This window comes from Niallia nealsonii (assembly GCF_002835805.1).
GTDB classification, from domain to species: Bacteria; Bacillota; Bacilli; order Bacillales; family Cytobacillaceae; genus Niallia; species Niallia nealsonii.
This window is the reverse complement of sequence record NZ_PISE01000060.1, coordinates 16526-30293: the sequence shown is the minus strand read 5'-3', so window position 1 is coordinate 30293 and position 13768 is coordinate 16526. Positions and strand designations below refer to the sequence as shown.

15 protein-coding genes are annotated in these 13768 nt (G+C 34.1%); 14 read left to right on the top strand and 1 reads right to left on the bottom strand.

The window, feature by feature from the left end; all coding sequences use genetic code 11:
• Positions 1-344: 344 nt before the first annotated feature.
• The 5 genes from CWS01_RS20445 to CWS01_RS20425 all read left to right on the top strand — a co-directional run bounded on the left by CWS01_RS20445 (position 345) and on the right by CWS01_RS20425 (position 3462).
• On the top strand, positions 345-941 hold the full coding sequence (locus CWS01_RS20445) for a nitroreductase family protein (protein WP_407938586.1): 597 nt from the start codon (positions 345-347) through the stop codon (positions 939-941).
• A 265-nt stretch (positions 942-1206) separates the two neighbouring features.
• A complete protein-coding gene (locus tag CWS01_RS20440) occupies positions 1207-1818 on the top strand; it encodes a flavin reductase family protein (RefSeq protein WP_101179082.1) in 612 nt (203 codons plus the stop codon).
• Between the two features lie 19 nt (positions 1819-1837).
• Positions 1838-2449 carry an alpha/beta hydrolase gene (locus tag CWS01_RS20435; protein WP_101179080.1) on the top strand — a complete coding sequence of 204 codons (612 nt, stop codon included), beginning with the start codon at positions 1838-1840 and terminating at the stop codon, positions 2447-2449.
• Between the two features lie 27 nt (positions 2450-2476).
• Entirely contained in the window at positions 2477-3190 is a 714-nt protein-coding gene (locus CWS01_RS20430) for a pirin family protein (protein WP_101179078.1), read from the top strand.
• The gene (locus CWS01_RS20425) at positions 3190-3462 is read left to right on the top strand and encodes a hypothetical protein (protein ID WP_101179076.1); all 273 of its coding nucleotides are present in this window, start codon (positions 3190-3192) and stop codon (positions 3460-3462) included. The genes CWS01_RS20430 and CWS01_RS20425 overlap by 1 nt, the downstream gene beginning before the upstream one ends.
• Positions 3463-3594: 132 nt before the next feature.
• On the opposite strand, the gene gsiB is transcribed toward CWS01_RS20425, so the two are convergent.
• Positions 3595-3966, bottom strand: coding sequence for a glucose starvation-inducible protein GsiB (gene gsiB / locus CWS01_RS20420; RefSeq protein ID WP_101179074.1), 372 nt, complete (start codon positions 3964-3966; stop codon positions 3595-3597).
• Positions 3967-4165: 199 nt separating this feature from the next.
• On the opposite strand from gsiB, the gene CWS01_RS20415 reads away from it, so the two are divergent.
• The 9 genes from CWS01_RS20415 (at position 4166) to CWS01_RS20375 (ending at position 13753) form a co-directional block, all read left to right on the top strand.
• Complete coding sequence (locus CWS01_RS20415) at positions 4166-4531, top strand: hypothetical protein (RefSeq protein ID WP_101179072.1); 366 nt, start codon at positions 4166-4168, stop codon at positions 4529-4531.
• Between the two features lie 246 nt (positions 4532-4777).
• Entirely contained in the window at positions 4778-5743 is a 966-nt protein-coding gene (locus tag CWS01_RS20410) for a glycosyltransferase family 2 protein (protein WP_101179070.1), read from the top strand.
• Complete coding sequence (locus tag CWS01_RS20405) at positions 5740-6135, top strand: GtrA family protein (protein ID WP_101179067.1); 396 nt, start codon at positions 5740-5742, stop codon at positions 6133-6135. The genes CWS01_RS20410 and CWS01_RS20405 overlap by 4 nt, the downstream gene beginning before the upstream one ends.
• A gap of 51 nt (positions 6136-6186) precedes the next feature.
• On the top strand, positions 6187-8460 hold the full coding sequence (locus CWS01_RS20400) for a glycosyltransferase family 39 protein (protein ID WP_101179065.1): 2274 nt from the start codon (positions 6187-6189) through the stop codon (positions 8458-8460).
• A gap of 191 nt (positions 8461-8651) precedes the next feature.
• The gene (locus CWS01_RS20395) at positions 8652-9323 is read left to right on the top strand and encodes a response regulator transcription factor (RefSeq protein WP_101179063.1); all 672 of its coding nucleotides are present in this window, start codon (positions 8652-8654) and stop codon (positions 9321-9323) included.
• A gap of 13 nt (positions 9324-9336) precedes the next feature.
• The gene (locus CWS01_RS20390) at positions 9337-10569 is read left to right on the top strand and encodes a sensor histidine kinase (RefSeq protein WP_101179061.1); all 1233 of its coding nucleotides are present in this window, start codon (positions 9337-9339) and stop codon (positions 10567-10569) included.
• A gap of 592 nt (positions 10570-11161) precedes the next feature.
• The gene (locus CWS01_RS20385; protein ID WP_101179059.1) at positions 11162-11500 is read left to right on the top strand and encodes a DUF2294 domain-containing protein; all 339 of its coding nucleotides are present in this window, start codon (positions 11162-11164) and stop codon (positions 11498-11500) included.
• 260 nt (positions 11501-11760) lie between these two features.
• A complete protein-coding gene (locus CWS01_RS20380; protein ID WP_101179057.1) occupies positions 11761-12807 on the top strand; it encodes an ABC transporter substrate-binding protein in 1047 nt (348 codons plus the stop codon).
• A 16-nt stretch (positions 12808-12823) separates the two neighbouring features.
• Entirely contained in the window at positions 12824-13753 is a 930-nt protein-coding gene (locus CWS01_RS20375; RefSeq protein WP_101179055.1) for a nucleoside hydrolase, read from the top strand.
• Positions 13754-13768 lie beyond the last annotated feature (15 nt).

The following is a 13768-nucleotide window of genomic DNA, read 5'->3' as shown; positions in this document are numbered from 1 at the left end:
TCTTACCTCTTTCCTTTAAAGCTAGCCCCCTATAGTAGTAAGTTGCTATATTAATAGAAAACTCATCTGTCTATATTTTAAATGAAAAGTGTGCCAATTTTAATAGGTACATATTAGTGAATTAGGTATTTTGGCGCATTTTTCATCCATTAAAAAACTAATTTTCACATACAATCCTATCATATCAAAAGATTATAAATAATTACAGAGGGTATAGGGAATTTATAATGATATATGTAGACCTTTTTGAGAATAAGATTAATTATTTGACAATTCTAGATTATTAAAATAAAGTGAATTACGAATAGTAAGTTTAAGATAAAAAGAAAACGGAGGAATGAATGATGAGCAATTTTTTAGAAGCAATTAAAAACAGACGCAGTTATTATGGAATTAGTAAAGAGCAGGTCGTTTCTGATGAAAAAATTCAAAAAATTGTGAATGAAGCTGTTTTGCATACTCCTTCTGCTTTTAATTCTCAAAGTACTCGTGTAGTGGTTTTATTAGGTGAAAACCATGATAAAGTTTGGGATATTACGGCAGATGAATTAAGAAAAATTGTTCCTGCTGAAAATTTTGCATCAACAGAAGAAAAAATAAATTCTTTTAAAGCAGGTTATGGAACGGTTCTTTTCTTCGAAGAGCAAGAAGTAGTGGAAGGATTACAAAAACAATTTGCTTCATATGCGGATAATTTCCCGGTTTGGTCTGCACATACGTCTGCGATGCATCAGTTAGTTATTTGGACGGCGTTAGAAGAAGCTGGATTTGGAGCATCTTTGCAACATTATAATCCTCTAATTGATGAAGCGGTGCAAGTAAAATGGGATCTTCCAGGAACATGGAAATTAGTGGCACAAATGCCATTTGGCAAACCAACAGCTGAACCAGGCCAAAAAGAATTTAAGCCGTTAGAAGAACGTGTTAAAGTCTTTAAATAATAGAAAAAATTTTAAAAAAGGCACATGAATGAATCATGTGTCTTTCGTTTTGAAAGCATGTACAGGCTAGCTGATTTTATCCTTATTTAACAGACTTTAAGACTATCAACTCAAGAATTTGGAGAGGAAATTTGTCCATAAAACTCATTGCTGGAAATTTCACTTTATCTATTTGACATAAAAGAAATATAAATAGTATAATTATCTTGAATTCAAGATAAATGCGTTTTTTATACGATTGATTAGATAACTAGGAGGAAAAATAATGTTTATGATTGATCCAGCCTCTTTGTCGCCTAAGGATGTGTATAAATTTTTAATTGGAAGCATCCTTCCTAGACCGATAGCATTTGTGACTTCCATAGGAGAAGAAAGTGCTTTAAATGGTGCACCTTTTAGTTTTTTTAATATCGTTTCCTCGGATCCGCCGATTCTTTCTATCGCTATTCAAAGAAAAGACCATATACAAAAAGATACAGCTCGTAATATTAGTCTAAATAAGGATTTTGTTGTCCATATTTGTGATCAGGAGAATATAGAAAAAATAAATGAAACAGCAGCAAGTTTGCCAAGCAATCAAAGTGAAATTGAGTATGCTCATATGCAGAAGGCAGAAAGTGCTAAAATCTCAACACCAGGAATAACAGAAGCTAAAATTAGAATAGAATGTAAGCTAGAGAGCATTATTACCATTACAAATGATGAAGGGAAACCTACCTGTGATTTAATACTCGGCCGCGCTGTTTGCTTTCATATTCAAGAAGAATTATATAAGGATGGAAAAATAGATGCTGAGCAGTTAAAGCCTGTCGCTAGACTTGCTGGCGATAATTATAGCAAACTTGGAGAAATGTTTAGTATAAAAAGACCAAATTAAGAATAGGAGAAGGATACAGATGCAACATATTTTTAAAAAAGGAACCAATCAGAATAAACCAACTCTGCTATTATTGCATGGTACAGGCGGAACAGAACATGATCTGCTTCCTTTAGCTGAATTAGTAGAGCCAGAAAGCTCTGTTTTAAGTGTTCGCGGCAATATTTTAGAAAATGGAATGCCTCGCTTCTTTCGCAGATTAGCAGAAGGTGTGTTTGACGAGGAAGATTTAGTATTTCGTACAACAGAATTAAATGAGTTTCTAAATGAAAGTGCAGAAAAATATGAATTTGACCGCAAAAATATTGTGGCAATCGGTTACTCGAACGGGGCAAATATAGCAGCAAGCATTTTATTTCATTATGCGGATGGATTAAAAGGGGCTATTTTACATCATCCGATGGTTCCAAGCCGAGGGATAGACCTTCCAAATTTAAAGGATCTTCCTGTTTTTATTGCAGCAGGAAAAAATGATCCTATTTGTCCTTTGCAAGAATCAGAAGACTTGAAAGTGTTATTGGCAAATGCCGGAGCACATATTCATATGCATTGGGAAAACTATGGTCATCAATTAACAAGAACAGAAGTAGAAGCAGCAGCAAGCTGGTTTCAGCAACATTTTGCAAAATAGAGGGAGTTACTAAAGGGGGATGCAAGGATGATACAGATATTTCCGAAAGAAGCTGGGCATTCAGCAAGAAATGAGTGGTTAGAGAGTCATTTTAGTTTTTCTTTTGGTCCTTATTATGATCCTAAAAATGTCCAATTTGGACCATTGCGAGTATTAAACGATGATATTATTCAACCGGGAAATGGATTTGGAGTACATCCACATAGAGAAGCAGAAGTTGTTTCTATTGCGTTAAGTGGACAGCTAAAACATGAAGATAGTTTAGGAAATAGTGGAGTGATTGAATTTGGTCAGGTACAAAGAATGACAGCAGGAACAGGAATTCTTCATTCAGAAGTTAATCCATCCGAGACAAAACCAGGAAGGTTTCTTCAATTATGGTTTTTTCCTGATGCAAAACAATTGCCCCCTTCCTATGAAGATATTAGCTATGATACTAGTCTTTTAAAAAATCAGCTAGTGCCAATTGTAGCTCCTAATTCTAGTAAAGGGATTGCAAAAATTCATCAAGATGCTACTGTATATTTATCAAAAATCGATGCCAAAGAGGGGCTAGAATATAAACAAAAAGAGGGCAGGAAAATTTTTGTTTATATAATTGATGGAAAAGTGCTGCTAAACAATGAATATGCCATTGAAAAACATGGATCTGCACGTATTGCAGATATTGATTTTTTGAAAATAGATGCCTTAGAAGACAGTTTTATTATGTTAATTGATTTGCCGGGAGGAGAGCAATAATGTTAATGATTCGTCATGCCATTGGAAGCAGACTATTTCTTGAAACCAATCATTATTCTGTAACTCCAAAAGAGAAGAAATGGATTATTACTGCATCGGTTACAAAAACGGAGCTTAAAAACTTGCTTGATTTTCAAGAAGAACTAAATTTATTTATAGTAGAAGAAAATCAAAAAACATGGTATTATTCCTCTAATGCAGATTTAACAGTGAATGCTAAAGAAAATGAGATAACTATTGTTGCAGATCATCAGACAATATATCCGGTCTAAACATTTTCATAAATATAGTTTTCATGTAAAATGATAAGTGTAAAAACCGTTACTAGAAATAAGAACAAACCCAAATGCTCTAATTAGAGCATTTGGGTTTTAGAGTTACCTATTATAAATGGCATCAATGGATTAATCGTTGTTTCGATTAGTTGCATTGCCGCCTTTTTTTCCGATTTCTTGGTAGAATTCTTTATCATGGTTGTTGGAGGTAGCTTCTCCGCCTTTTTTTCCGATTTCCTGGTAGAATTCTTTGTCATGATTGTCGGAAGTAGCTTCTCCGCCTTTTTTTCCGATTTCTTGATAGAATTCTTTATCATGATTGTTGGAAGTAGCTTCTCCGCCCTTTTCACCAATTTCTTGATAGAATTCTTTATCATGGTTTTTAGAAGTAGCTTCTCCGCCTTTTTGTCCAATTTCTTGATAAAATTCCTTATCGTGATTTTTAGCTGTTGCTTGTCCGCCTTTTCTTCCTGCTTCTTCTCTGCTCATTTTGTCTGCCATATTGATCACTCCTAAAAAATTTTTTAAATAAATTGTACATTGGTTATATAGCCGATTTGGAGATGGATAAACATGAAATGAGAATAAATGAGCGAGGAAATGTTTGGTATTTTTTTATTTTGCTGATAAATCAATGATAAATGGCATAGTAAATGAAGATAAGTTTTGAATATTATTAGAAAAAAGGAGAATGTGCATAATGATTTCAATAGATAAGTTTTTGCAGGTAGTTCAAAAAGCAGAAGAGCTGGGCTGTAAGGTAGTATATAATTCTATGAAGAAAATCAGTTTTAATGCAAATATGTTTATTACTATTCCTTATGAAATTTCTTTGGAAAATACGTATGCTCTTGCCCATGAGATCGGCCATGTGCTGGATTTTATTCAAGGGGATTTAGATTATGATAAATGGCTAAATGACTGGTCTTATCGCGTACATGCAGAAATGAGTGCATGGGTGCACGCCTATAAATTATTAACAGAGCTTGATGTGCCTCTTGATGGCTGGAAAAGTCATGTAGACAGCAAATTGTCCAATTACTTTAAATTGCCAGATGTTATATAAATATATGTTAAATATACTCTCAAATCCTCTATACTAGTAGGGGATTTTTTGTGTTTTAAAAAAGGACAGCATTATTTTGTTAATGAAAGATTATATATCAAGATAAATTTCGATAGATCTATTCTTTTATAGGATATTTCAGGAAAGTTAAGGATTAATTAAGGTTTATTCAGTAGAATCACATTATTCCATTCGGAAGTAACAAAACAATGTTGTTACAGTTTATGAAAGGAAAGGTGATAATAAATGGATAACATAAAATATTCTATTATTATACCTGTATTTAATGAAGAACAGGTTATAGAACATACGTACGAACGCCTAAAAATTGTGCTGGACAGTACGGCGGAAACATATGAGCTATTGTTTATTAATGATGGAAGCAGAGATAGTACTGTTGATATATTAAAACATTTAGGAAAAACCGATAATCATATAAAAATAATTGATTTTTCTAGAAATTTTGGTCACCAAATTGCGATTACAGCTGGAATGGATTATGCAAAAGGAGATGCCATCATTATTATTGATGCAGATCTCCAAGATCCTCCTGAATTGATATTGGAAATGATTGAAAAATGGAAAAACGGCTATGATGTTGTGTATGCAAAAAGAACGGCAAGAAAGGGAGAAACCTTTTTTAAAAAACAAACAGCCGCCCTATTTTATCGGACACTACGAGCCATGACAGACATTGAAATTCCGATTGATACAGGTGATTTTCGTTTAATCGATCGGAAAGTTTGTGAGCAGATGCAAAATGTTCATGAAAGAAATCGATTTGTCAGAGGATTAGTAAGCTGGGTTGGCTTTAAGCAAACTGCTGTAGAGTATGAGAGAGACGAAAGATATGCTGGTGAAACAAAATATCCATTAAAACGAATGCTTAAATTATCCATAGATGGCATAACTTCTTTTTCTTATAAACCATTAAAAATAGCTAATTATCTAGGTGCGGCATTATCAACTATCGGATTTATTTATATGCTCGTTGTGCTGTATCAAAAACTTTTTACAACCACTACTATTACAGGATGGTCCTCTATTATTGTGATACAGCTATTCTTTAGCGGCATTATCCTCATGATGTTAGGGGTAATGGGGGAATATGTAGGACGCATTTACGATGAAGCAAAAAATCGGCCATTATATATTGTGCAGGATGTGTATAGTGTAGAAAATCAAACAAAAACGATCGTTACAACAAAATGAAGCAGAAATTTATCATTTTTGGCAAGTTTGCAGCAGTAGGTGGCATCAATACTTGCATTGATTTTATTGTGTATACATTATTAGCTGTTTTATCTGTAAATTATTTATTTGCACAATGCATCTCCTATATTTGTGGACTATTAAATAGCTATTTTATGAACCGTACTTGGACATTTAAAAGGAAAGAAAAAGCAAATTGGCAAGAGTTTGTCCGTTTTGTTTGTGTCAATGGCTTAACTTTATTGATTACGATGTTTTTTCTCCATCTTTTTTACGCTGAAAATCATTGGAGTTTGGCTGCAAGCAAGTTTGCAGTAACAATCATTGGTGTTTTCATCAACTTTATAGGAGCAAAGCTATTTGTTTTTAACAAAAAAGCAAGTGATGCTTAGTAGAAAGAAACGTTTAAAATAGTGAAAAATAACAGAAAGTATGAGGTATTTATGAAAAAATGGACTAAAGGAAGAGTGGATATCCTTTTAATTATCATACTATTGTTTTCTGCAGGGCTAAATTTTTATAATTTGCAAAATGCGGGAACTAATTCTTATTATAGTGTGGCAGTAAAAAGTATGTTGACAAGCTTCCATAACTTTTTCTTTGTATCTTTTGATCCTGCAGGATTTATCACAGTTGATAAACCTCCTGTCGCTTTATGGATACAAGCTATATTTGCTTATATTTTTGGATTTAATGATTTTGTATTATTGCTGCCGGAAGCATTAGCTGGAGTCGTATCTGTTTTTTTACTTTATTTAATAGTGAAACCAAAATTCGGCAGAAACTCAGCATTAATTTCAAGTTTAGTACTCGCATGCTCCCCAATTTTTGTAGCGGTAGTACGTACAAACAATGTCGATAGCATTTTGCTTCTGACGTTAATGACAGCAACATGGGCTCTTATGAAAGCTGTTGAAAAGCAGAAACTAGGATGGCTAATTTTAAGTTTTGCTTTAGTAGGTGTTGGTTTTAATGTGAAGATGATGCAAGCGTTTATGGTATTGCCAGCATTTTTCTTCTATTATTTCTTTGCAACAAGAGAAATAAAAATGGTAAAGAAAATAATAAACTTGGTCATTTCAACAGTTGTTTTAGCCGTTATCTCTTTGTCATGGGCAGTGGCTGTTGATTTAACACCTGAAAGTGAACGACCTTATATGGGCGGAAGCGAAACAAATTCTGTATTAGAATTAGCGCTTGGCTATAATGGATTATCCCGTTTAACAGGGAATAATTCAGGTGGCGGGAGTAGTTCTGGACAACAAGAAATGCCAACTACTAACAGTACGGAACAAACGCAAAACAGTGATCAGACAACTAATAGCAATAGTAATGATAATTCTGAATCATCTAGTACAAATACTCAAAACAATGAAGGAACTTCTTCAAGTTCAAGTATGCAAGATGGTGGCGGAAATCCTCCAAGTGGGCAAGGCGGCATGATGAATGACGGTTCTAGCCAGAATTCAGGAATGTTTAATACTGGAGATGCAGGTCCTCTGCGCTTATTCCAAAGCGAACTTTCTGGACAAATTAGTTGGCTCCTTCCATTTGTGTTATTTGCAGTAATTGGATTAGTAGTAACTTTCTTGAAAACGAGAAGATATACAATGCAGCATCATTTTTCTTTATTTTGGTTAGCATGGCTTATGCCAATGATGGTATTTTTTAGTATCGCGTTATTTTACCATCATTATTATTTAAGTATGATGGCTCCTGCAATAGCAGCGTTAATAGGTATTGGCTTTACGACATTATTTAACTTTTATAAAGAAGAAAAAGGCTGGGAAAGCTGGTTGTTGCCAGTTGGCATTCTTGTAACAAGTTTATTCGAAGCATTGATTGTTTATCAAAATAGTTCATCTGTTTCTATTATTTGGATGTGGGTTGGCATTATTCTCGGAGTTGTATTGTTTATGCTTCTTGTTGCAGCCAAATCAAGCGAAACAATCAAACATACAATTGCGATTGCAAGCATTCTTTCCCTCTTAGTGCTTCCGATCTATTGGACAGCTATTACTATAACAAAAACAGGAAACGAATCCACTCCAACAGCTGGACCGACAAGTGCAATGGGCGGCGGTCGAGGTGGAGGTATGCAAGGAGGTCCAGGTAGCGATATGGGAGTACCTGGCGGCATGCAAGGAGGATCAGGCGGTAATATGACGCGTGGCACAGATAACGCAGATGATAGCAACAATAGCTCAAATTCATCCAATTCAACAAATAACCAAGGAAATGCTTCACAAATGCAAGGAGGCACCCCGCCTAGCGATAATGGGAAAATGGGCGGCGGAGAAATGGATGGCGTTGATACGGAGCTGATGCAATATTTAGAAGAAAATTATAATGGTGAAAAATTCTTCCTAGCTGTTCAAAGAGCACAGTCTGCTTATTCCATTATGCTGAATACAGATTATGCTGTTATGGCAATGGGAGGATTTGGTGGAAGTGATCCTGCGCCGACTGTTGAAGAATTGGAAAAAATGGCAGATGATGGGGAGATTAAATATTTCTTGATTTCTGGCCAAGGAATGGGCGGCAGTGGAAATAGTGATGTAACTTCGTGGATTCAAGAGAATTGCGAGGAAGTTCCAAGCAGTGAGTATTCAGATGATTCTAGCGATAACAGCAGTTCTTCTGATAATACGGATAATACCGATATCCAGAATCAACGTGGCGGAAGTTCTACACTATATGTATATAAAGGCAAATAGAAAACTAGGCAGAAGAAGAGCGATTCGCAAGGTGCGGTCGCTTTTCTTTTGATAGTCAGAAATTAAAACGATACATGGGAAACTTGATACAATATATAGATGACTCCTATAAAATTAGAAATCCAACTTGTATTTCTAGATGCAGATTAATAAGATAGAATTAGCTTTTAATAAAAGTGAGGAGAATGAATATGAAAATATTAATAGTAGAAGATAATATTTCCTTATTAGAATCGATAAAAGAAATTTTAGAAAAGGAATATGAAGTAGATGGAGCAGATAATGGGGAAGATGGCTTATTTTATGCCCAGCAAAATATTTATGATTTAATTGTATTAGATGTGATGCTTCCATATATGAATGGATTTGATATTGTAAAAGAAATAAGAAAGGAAAAAATCAAGACACCTGTTTTGTTTTTGACAGCAAAAGATTCTTTAGAAGATCGGGTAAAAGGATTGGAATTTGGCGGGGATGATTATTTAGTAAAACCATTTCAAGCACCTGAGCTTTTAGCGCGAATAAAAGCATTATTGCGAAGAAGCGGTGTACTTGATATGGACGAGGGCATAAAATATCGGGGAATTATTTTAACGGGCAAAGAGAATGATGTTTTGGTGAAAGATGTTCCTATTAAGCTGACGATTAAACAATATGATTTATTAGAATACCTTATTCAAAACTCTGGGAAAATTTTAACGAAAGAGCAGATTTTTGACCGTATTTGGGGATTTGATTCAGATACTACCATTGCCATTGTAGAAGTATTTATCCACCAATTGCGGAAAAAGCTAGAGGAATTTTCCTATCATAAAGATATTCAAACAGTTCGTGGTGTGGGGTATATTTTAAAAGAGAGTTAAGGAGCCTATCATAATGTTTCAAAAAACAAGAATAAAACTGACAATGCTAAACTCCCTTGTTTTTATTGTATTAATGTTTGTGTTAGGTACACTTATCTATCACTATACAGAAAAACAGATCTATAGCGATGTAAATAAGTCTCTTATAAAAGCAGTTGATATGATTAAATCGATGGAAAAGCAGGGAAACCGAGATGGAAATCGAGGGCCCATACTAGAGCCGCAAGTGAATTATATTGTCTGGAAAGATCAAAAAATAACAGAAGTATCTGATCATGCAATGATTGATTATGAGGAGGAAGAGAGTGCCTTTAATCCAGAAAAGATAGGACTAATTGAAGAAAAACAATCTTCTGATGGAAGTCGTTTTCATACACTTGCTACTAAGGTAAATCTAAATAATGAAGAAGTTGTGGTTCAATTTATTCGCTATATTGATCCAGAAAAGATAATGTTGGACCGTTTAATTATCATTATGACAGTAGGCGGCATTATTGGCGGCATTTGTGCTGTAATTGCAGGATATTTTCTTGCAGGAAGAGCACTTGTCCCTATACAAAAATCATGGGAAACACAGCAGCAATTTGTGTCGGATGCATCCCATGAATTAAGGACGCCCCTGGCTGTTATTCAAACAAGAACGGATCTTTTATTTCAAGAGCCAGAAGCGACCATTCAAGACAAAGCATTAGATATTTCCGTTATCTCAAAAGAGACAAGAAGACTTATTAAGCTAGTGGCAAATTTATTGACACTTGCAAGATCGGATTCCAATCAAATGGAGATTACAAAACAGGCATTTTCTTTGACTGATTTATTAAATGAAGTAAGAGAGCAGTATACAGATATTGCGGAATTTCAAGGCAAACAGATCGAAGTTCAATTAAAGGATGCTATTCAATTGGTCGGCGATAAGGAAAGAATTCATCAGCTCCTCGTTATACTTGTGGATAACAGTATGAAATTCACAGAAGAAGAGGGAGAAATTATTATGAATGCCATTGAAAAAACACATACAATTACGTTAACGCTGCAAGATAATGGCATAGGGATTCCTAAAGAGGATATACCAAAAATATTTAATCGCTTTTATCAAGTAGAGCAATCTAGAACAAATATTGAAGGCACCGGTTTAGGCTTATCCATTGCCAAATGGATTGTCGATAAGCATGAAGGCACCATAAAAGTGGATAGTGTATTAGGTGAAGGAACGACTTTTGAAATTACATTTCCAAAGTTAGGGTAAAGGGGATTCTCTAGGATGAGATCCTCCTTTTTGCTTATCAGGATAAGGAGAAAAGTGTAATTTGATAAGTTAGAGTATTCTTATTATTTCGAAGAAAATGTGAGAATTGCTAACGGGAAACTAGATTTATTCCTTAAATATAACTATGGAGGAAATAAAATAGTTTTACACCTCGTCATTTAGTTTGTACCTGTAGGAGTGGTAAGTAAGTATTGACCGTAAAATTATAAAAGATTTAGTATGACAAAAAGAAGTAATTCACGCTAACCGTTATTATTCGACAATATATTTTCTTTGCTAAAGTAGTTTTATTAACTACCTTCCTAATTTTAGTTATACCTCAATTGATATTGTAAGAAAATATAACAAGTATGTCGTATTTTTTATTGTGCACAGATATAATAAAGTAAGGTGAAAAATAAATTAGTTAGTCATAAATTAATTTCTGATTATGGAAAAGTTCGGTATTTACGGTGTAACGAAAGAAAAAATGACGAAAAAACATATTTTTTTAAAAAAATCCGCACATTCTATTGAATTAGTTATTGATTATATGTATAATAACCAATATCGATAGTTTGGCAGGTGATTTATCATAGATTCTAATGAGACAAAAAGATTTCTTTCTCAAATCTATAATAAGATATCAAAAGAATTGTTTGGTGCTGGTACAACATTGCTAAAAGTAAGTATGGAGCAAAACATTATTACATTACAAGCAAAACATCCTCGTGCTTCCCGTTCTGCTGCATTAGAAGGAGAAGTGCCGAGTTTAAAGCAGGAAGTAGATTTTCATCTGTCCCTATTATTTAAAAAGAAACTAAAAGAAGAATTAAAAGAACAAACAAACTGGAATATAGAAGCTATTCTTAGAGACTATGATTCTTATACGCAAGTTGCTTTTACGAATATAGTATTATATAAAAAATAGATGTGGATTTTTTCTGGGATCAATTCTAAGGAGAACGCCATGAATATATGAACTAAAGATACGTTGAATCTTTGTATACAAAGAAAAGACAATCTTAAGTAGAAGAATAATTCTATTTAAGATTGTCTTTTTTTTTGCTAGATCGGAATGTTATTTATGGTAATACTATAAAAATACGTTCTGTGGTTAGCGAATAGAAAAGCTAGCTAAATAAGTAGCTGGCAAACAAATACTAACAAATAAAAGTGAGGGGTAAAAAAATGAAAAAAATATTTAATGTTTTTGCAGCAACATCTTTATTGCTTTTAGCAGCATGCGGTTCTAATAGTGACTCTAGCAAGGAGGAAAAAACAGAAAAATTAGTGGTTTCTACTTGGGGATTTAACGAAGACTTTTTCCGTGATGAAATTTATAAACCATTTGAAGAGGCAAATAATGTAGAAATTGTTCTGGATACAGGCAATAATGCAGACCGACTAAATAAGATCAAACAAGGCAGCTCCGATGTGGATGTTATTTTCCTATCTGATTATTATGCACAACAAGGGATTGAAGATGGTTTATTCGATACAATCGATCGCAGTAAGATTTCTAATATTGATAATATCTATGATGTAGCAAAGGCGCCTCTTGGAGAAGCATATGGTCCAGCTTATACAATTGCGCAATTTGGCATAGCTTATAATCCTGATAATGTAGCTCAGCCAATTACATCGTGGAAAGATCTTTGGAGTAAAGATTTAAAAGGGAAAATTACAATTCCAAGCATTACATCTACAACGGGTCCAATGTTTTTAGATGCAGCTTCATTGGTTAGTGGAAAAGATAACTTTAATGAAGATCAAGCCTTTAATGCAGTAAAAGATCTTATGCCAAGTGTAGTAAAAGAATACGGACAAACTTCAGAATATGTGAATATGTTTGCACAAGGAGAAATTGCTGCAGGTCCAATCATGGAAATGTATTTTGCTGATTTACAGGAAGCTGTTCCTAATGCAAAATTTGTGACCCCATCTGAAGGCGGCTATGCAGTATTGAATACTGTGAACATTATAAAAGGAACCGATCAAAAAGAACTTTCCGAAAAATTTATTGATTATATATTAGGCAAAGAAGCACAGGAAAAGTCAGCAAAAAATAAAGTGGATTCGCCAGTAAACATAGAGGTTCAATTAACAGATAAAGAAGCAGAAGGGTTAACATATGGTGAAGAATTAATTAAGAGTCTACACACATTAGATATGAAATTTGTGAATGGTAATCTTCAAAATTGGATTGATCGCTGGAATCGTGAGCTTGTTCAATAAGAAAAGAGGGTCATAAATGAAAGATAAAGTAATATTGGATGTGGATACAGGAATAGATGATGCAATTGGCATCATACTTGCAGTAAAAAGCCAAAAATTTGATATTTTAGGAATTACAACAGTAAATGGAAATGTTTCATTAGATACGGCAACTTCTAACACGTGTAAAATATTAGATTTTTTAGGGGTGGATGATATTCCTGTAATTAAAGGTGCTTCTAATCCTATATTGAGGAATCCATTTTTTGAACACCGGATACATGGGGCGGATGGACTTGGAGGAGCGTTAAAAAACGCTCCTATAAAAAATCAGATTAGTGATGGATTCGCTCCAGATTTTATTATTAACTCTATCTTAAGTTTTCCTGGTGAAGTAACGTTGATTTTGACAGGTCCCCTTACGAACTTAGCATTAGCTGTAAAAAAGTGCCCGCAAATTACGAAGCACGTAAAAGAAGTAATTTTTATGGGAGGAGTCGTAAAGGGAGTTGGCAATGTTACACCAACCGCTGAATTTAATACTTATGTTGATCCAGAAGCAGCTAAAATTGTTCTCCATGCTGGCTTCCAAACGTTAATACAAGTTGGTTTAGATATTACAAGAAAAGCTTTATTAACAAAAGAGCATATTGAATTATTGCACGATAAGCGGTTGGCTCAATATATAAGTGAAAGCACCAGTGATTATCAGCAAAAATATTTCGCTCGTTATGGTGTACATGCTTGTGCGATGCATGATCCTTTAGCAGTTGGAATTGCCATACAAAGAAATTTAGCAACAATGGTAAAGCATTATGTAGATGTTGAAACAAAAAGTGAACTATGTGATGGACAGTTGGTATGCGATTTTCAAAACCGCTTAAATAAACAAGCCAATTTGCACGTTTGCTTAGAGATTGAAGTAGAGACATTTTTTAATCTATTTGTCCGCATCTTAAATTCATAAAATAAAACTCGGAAC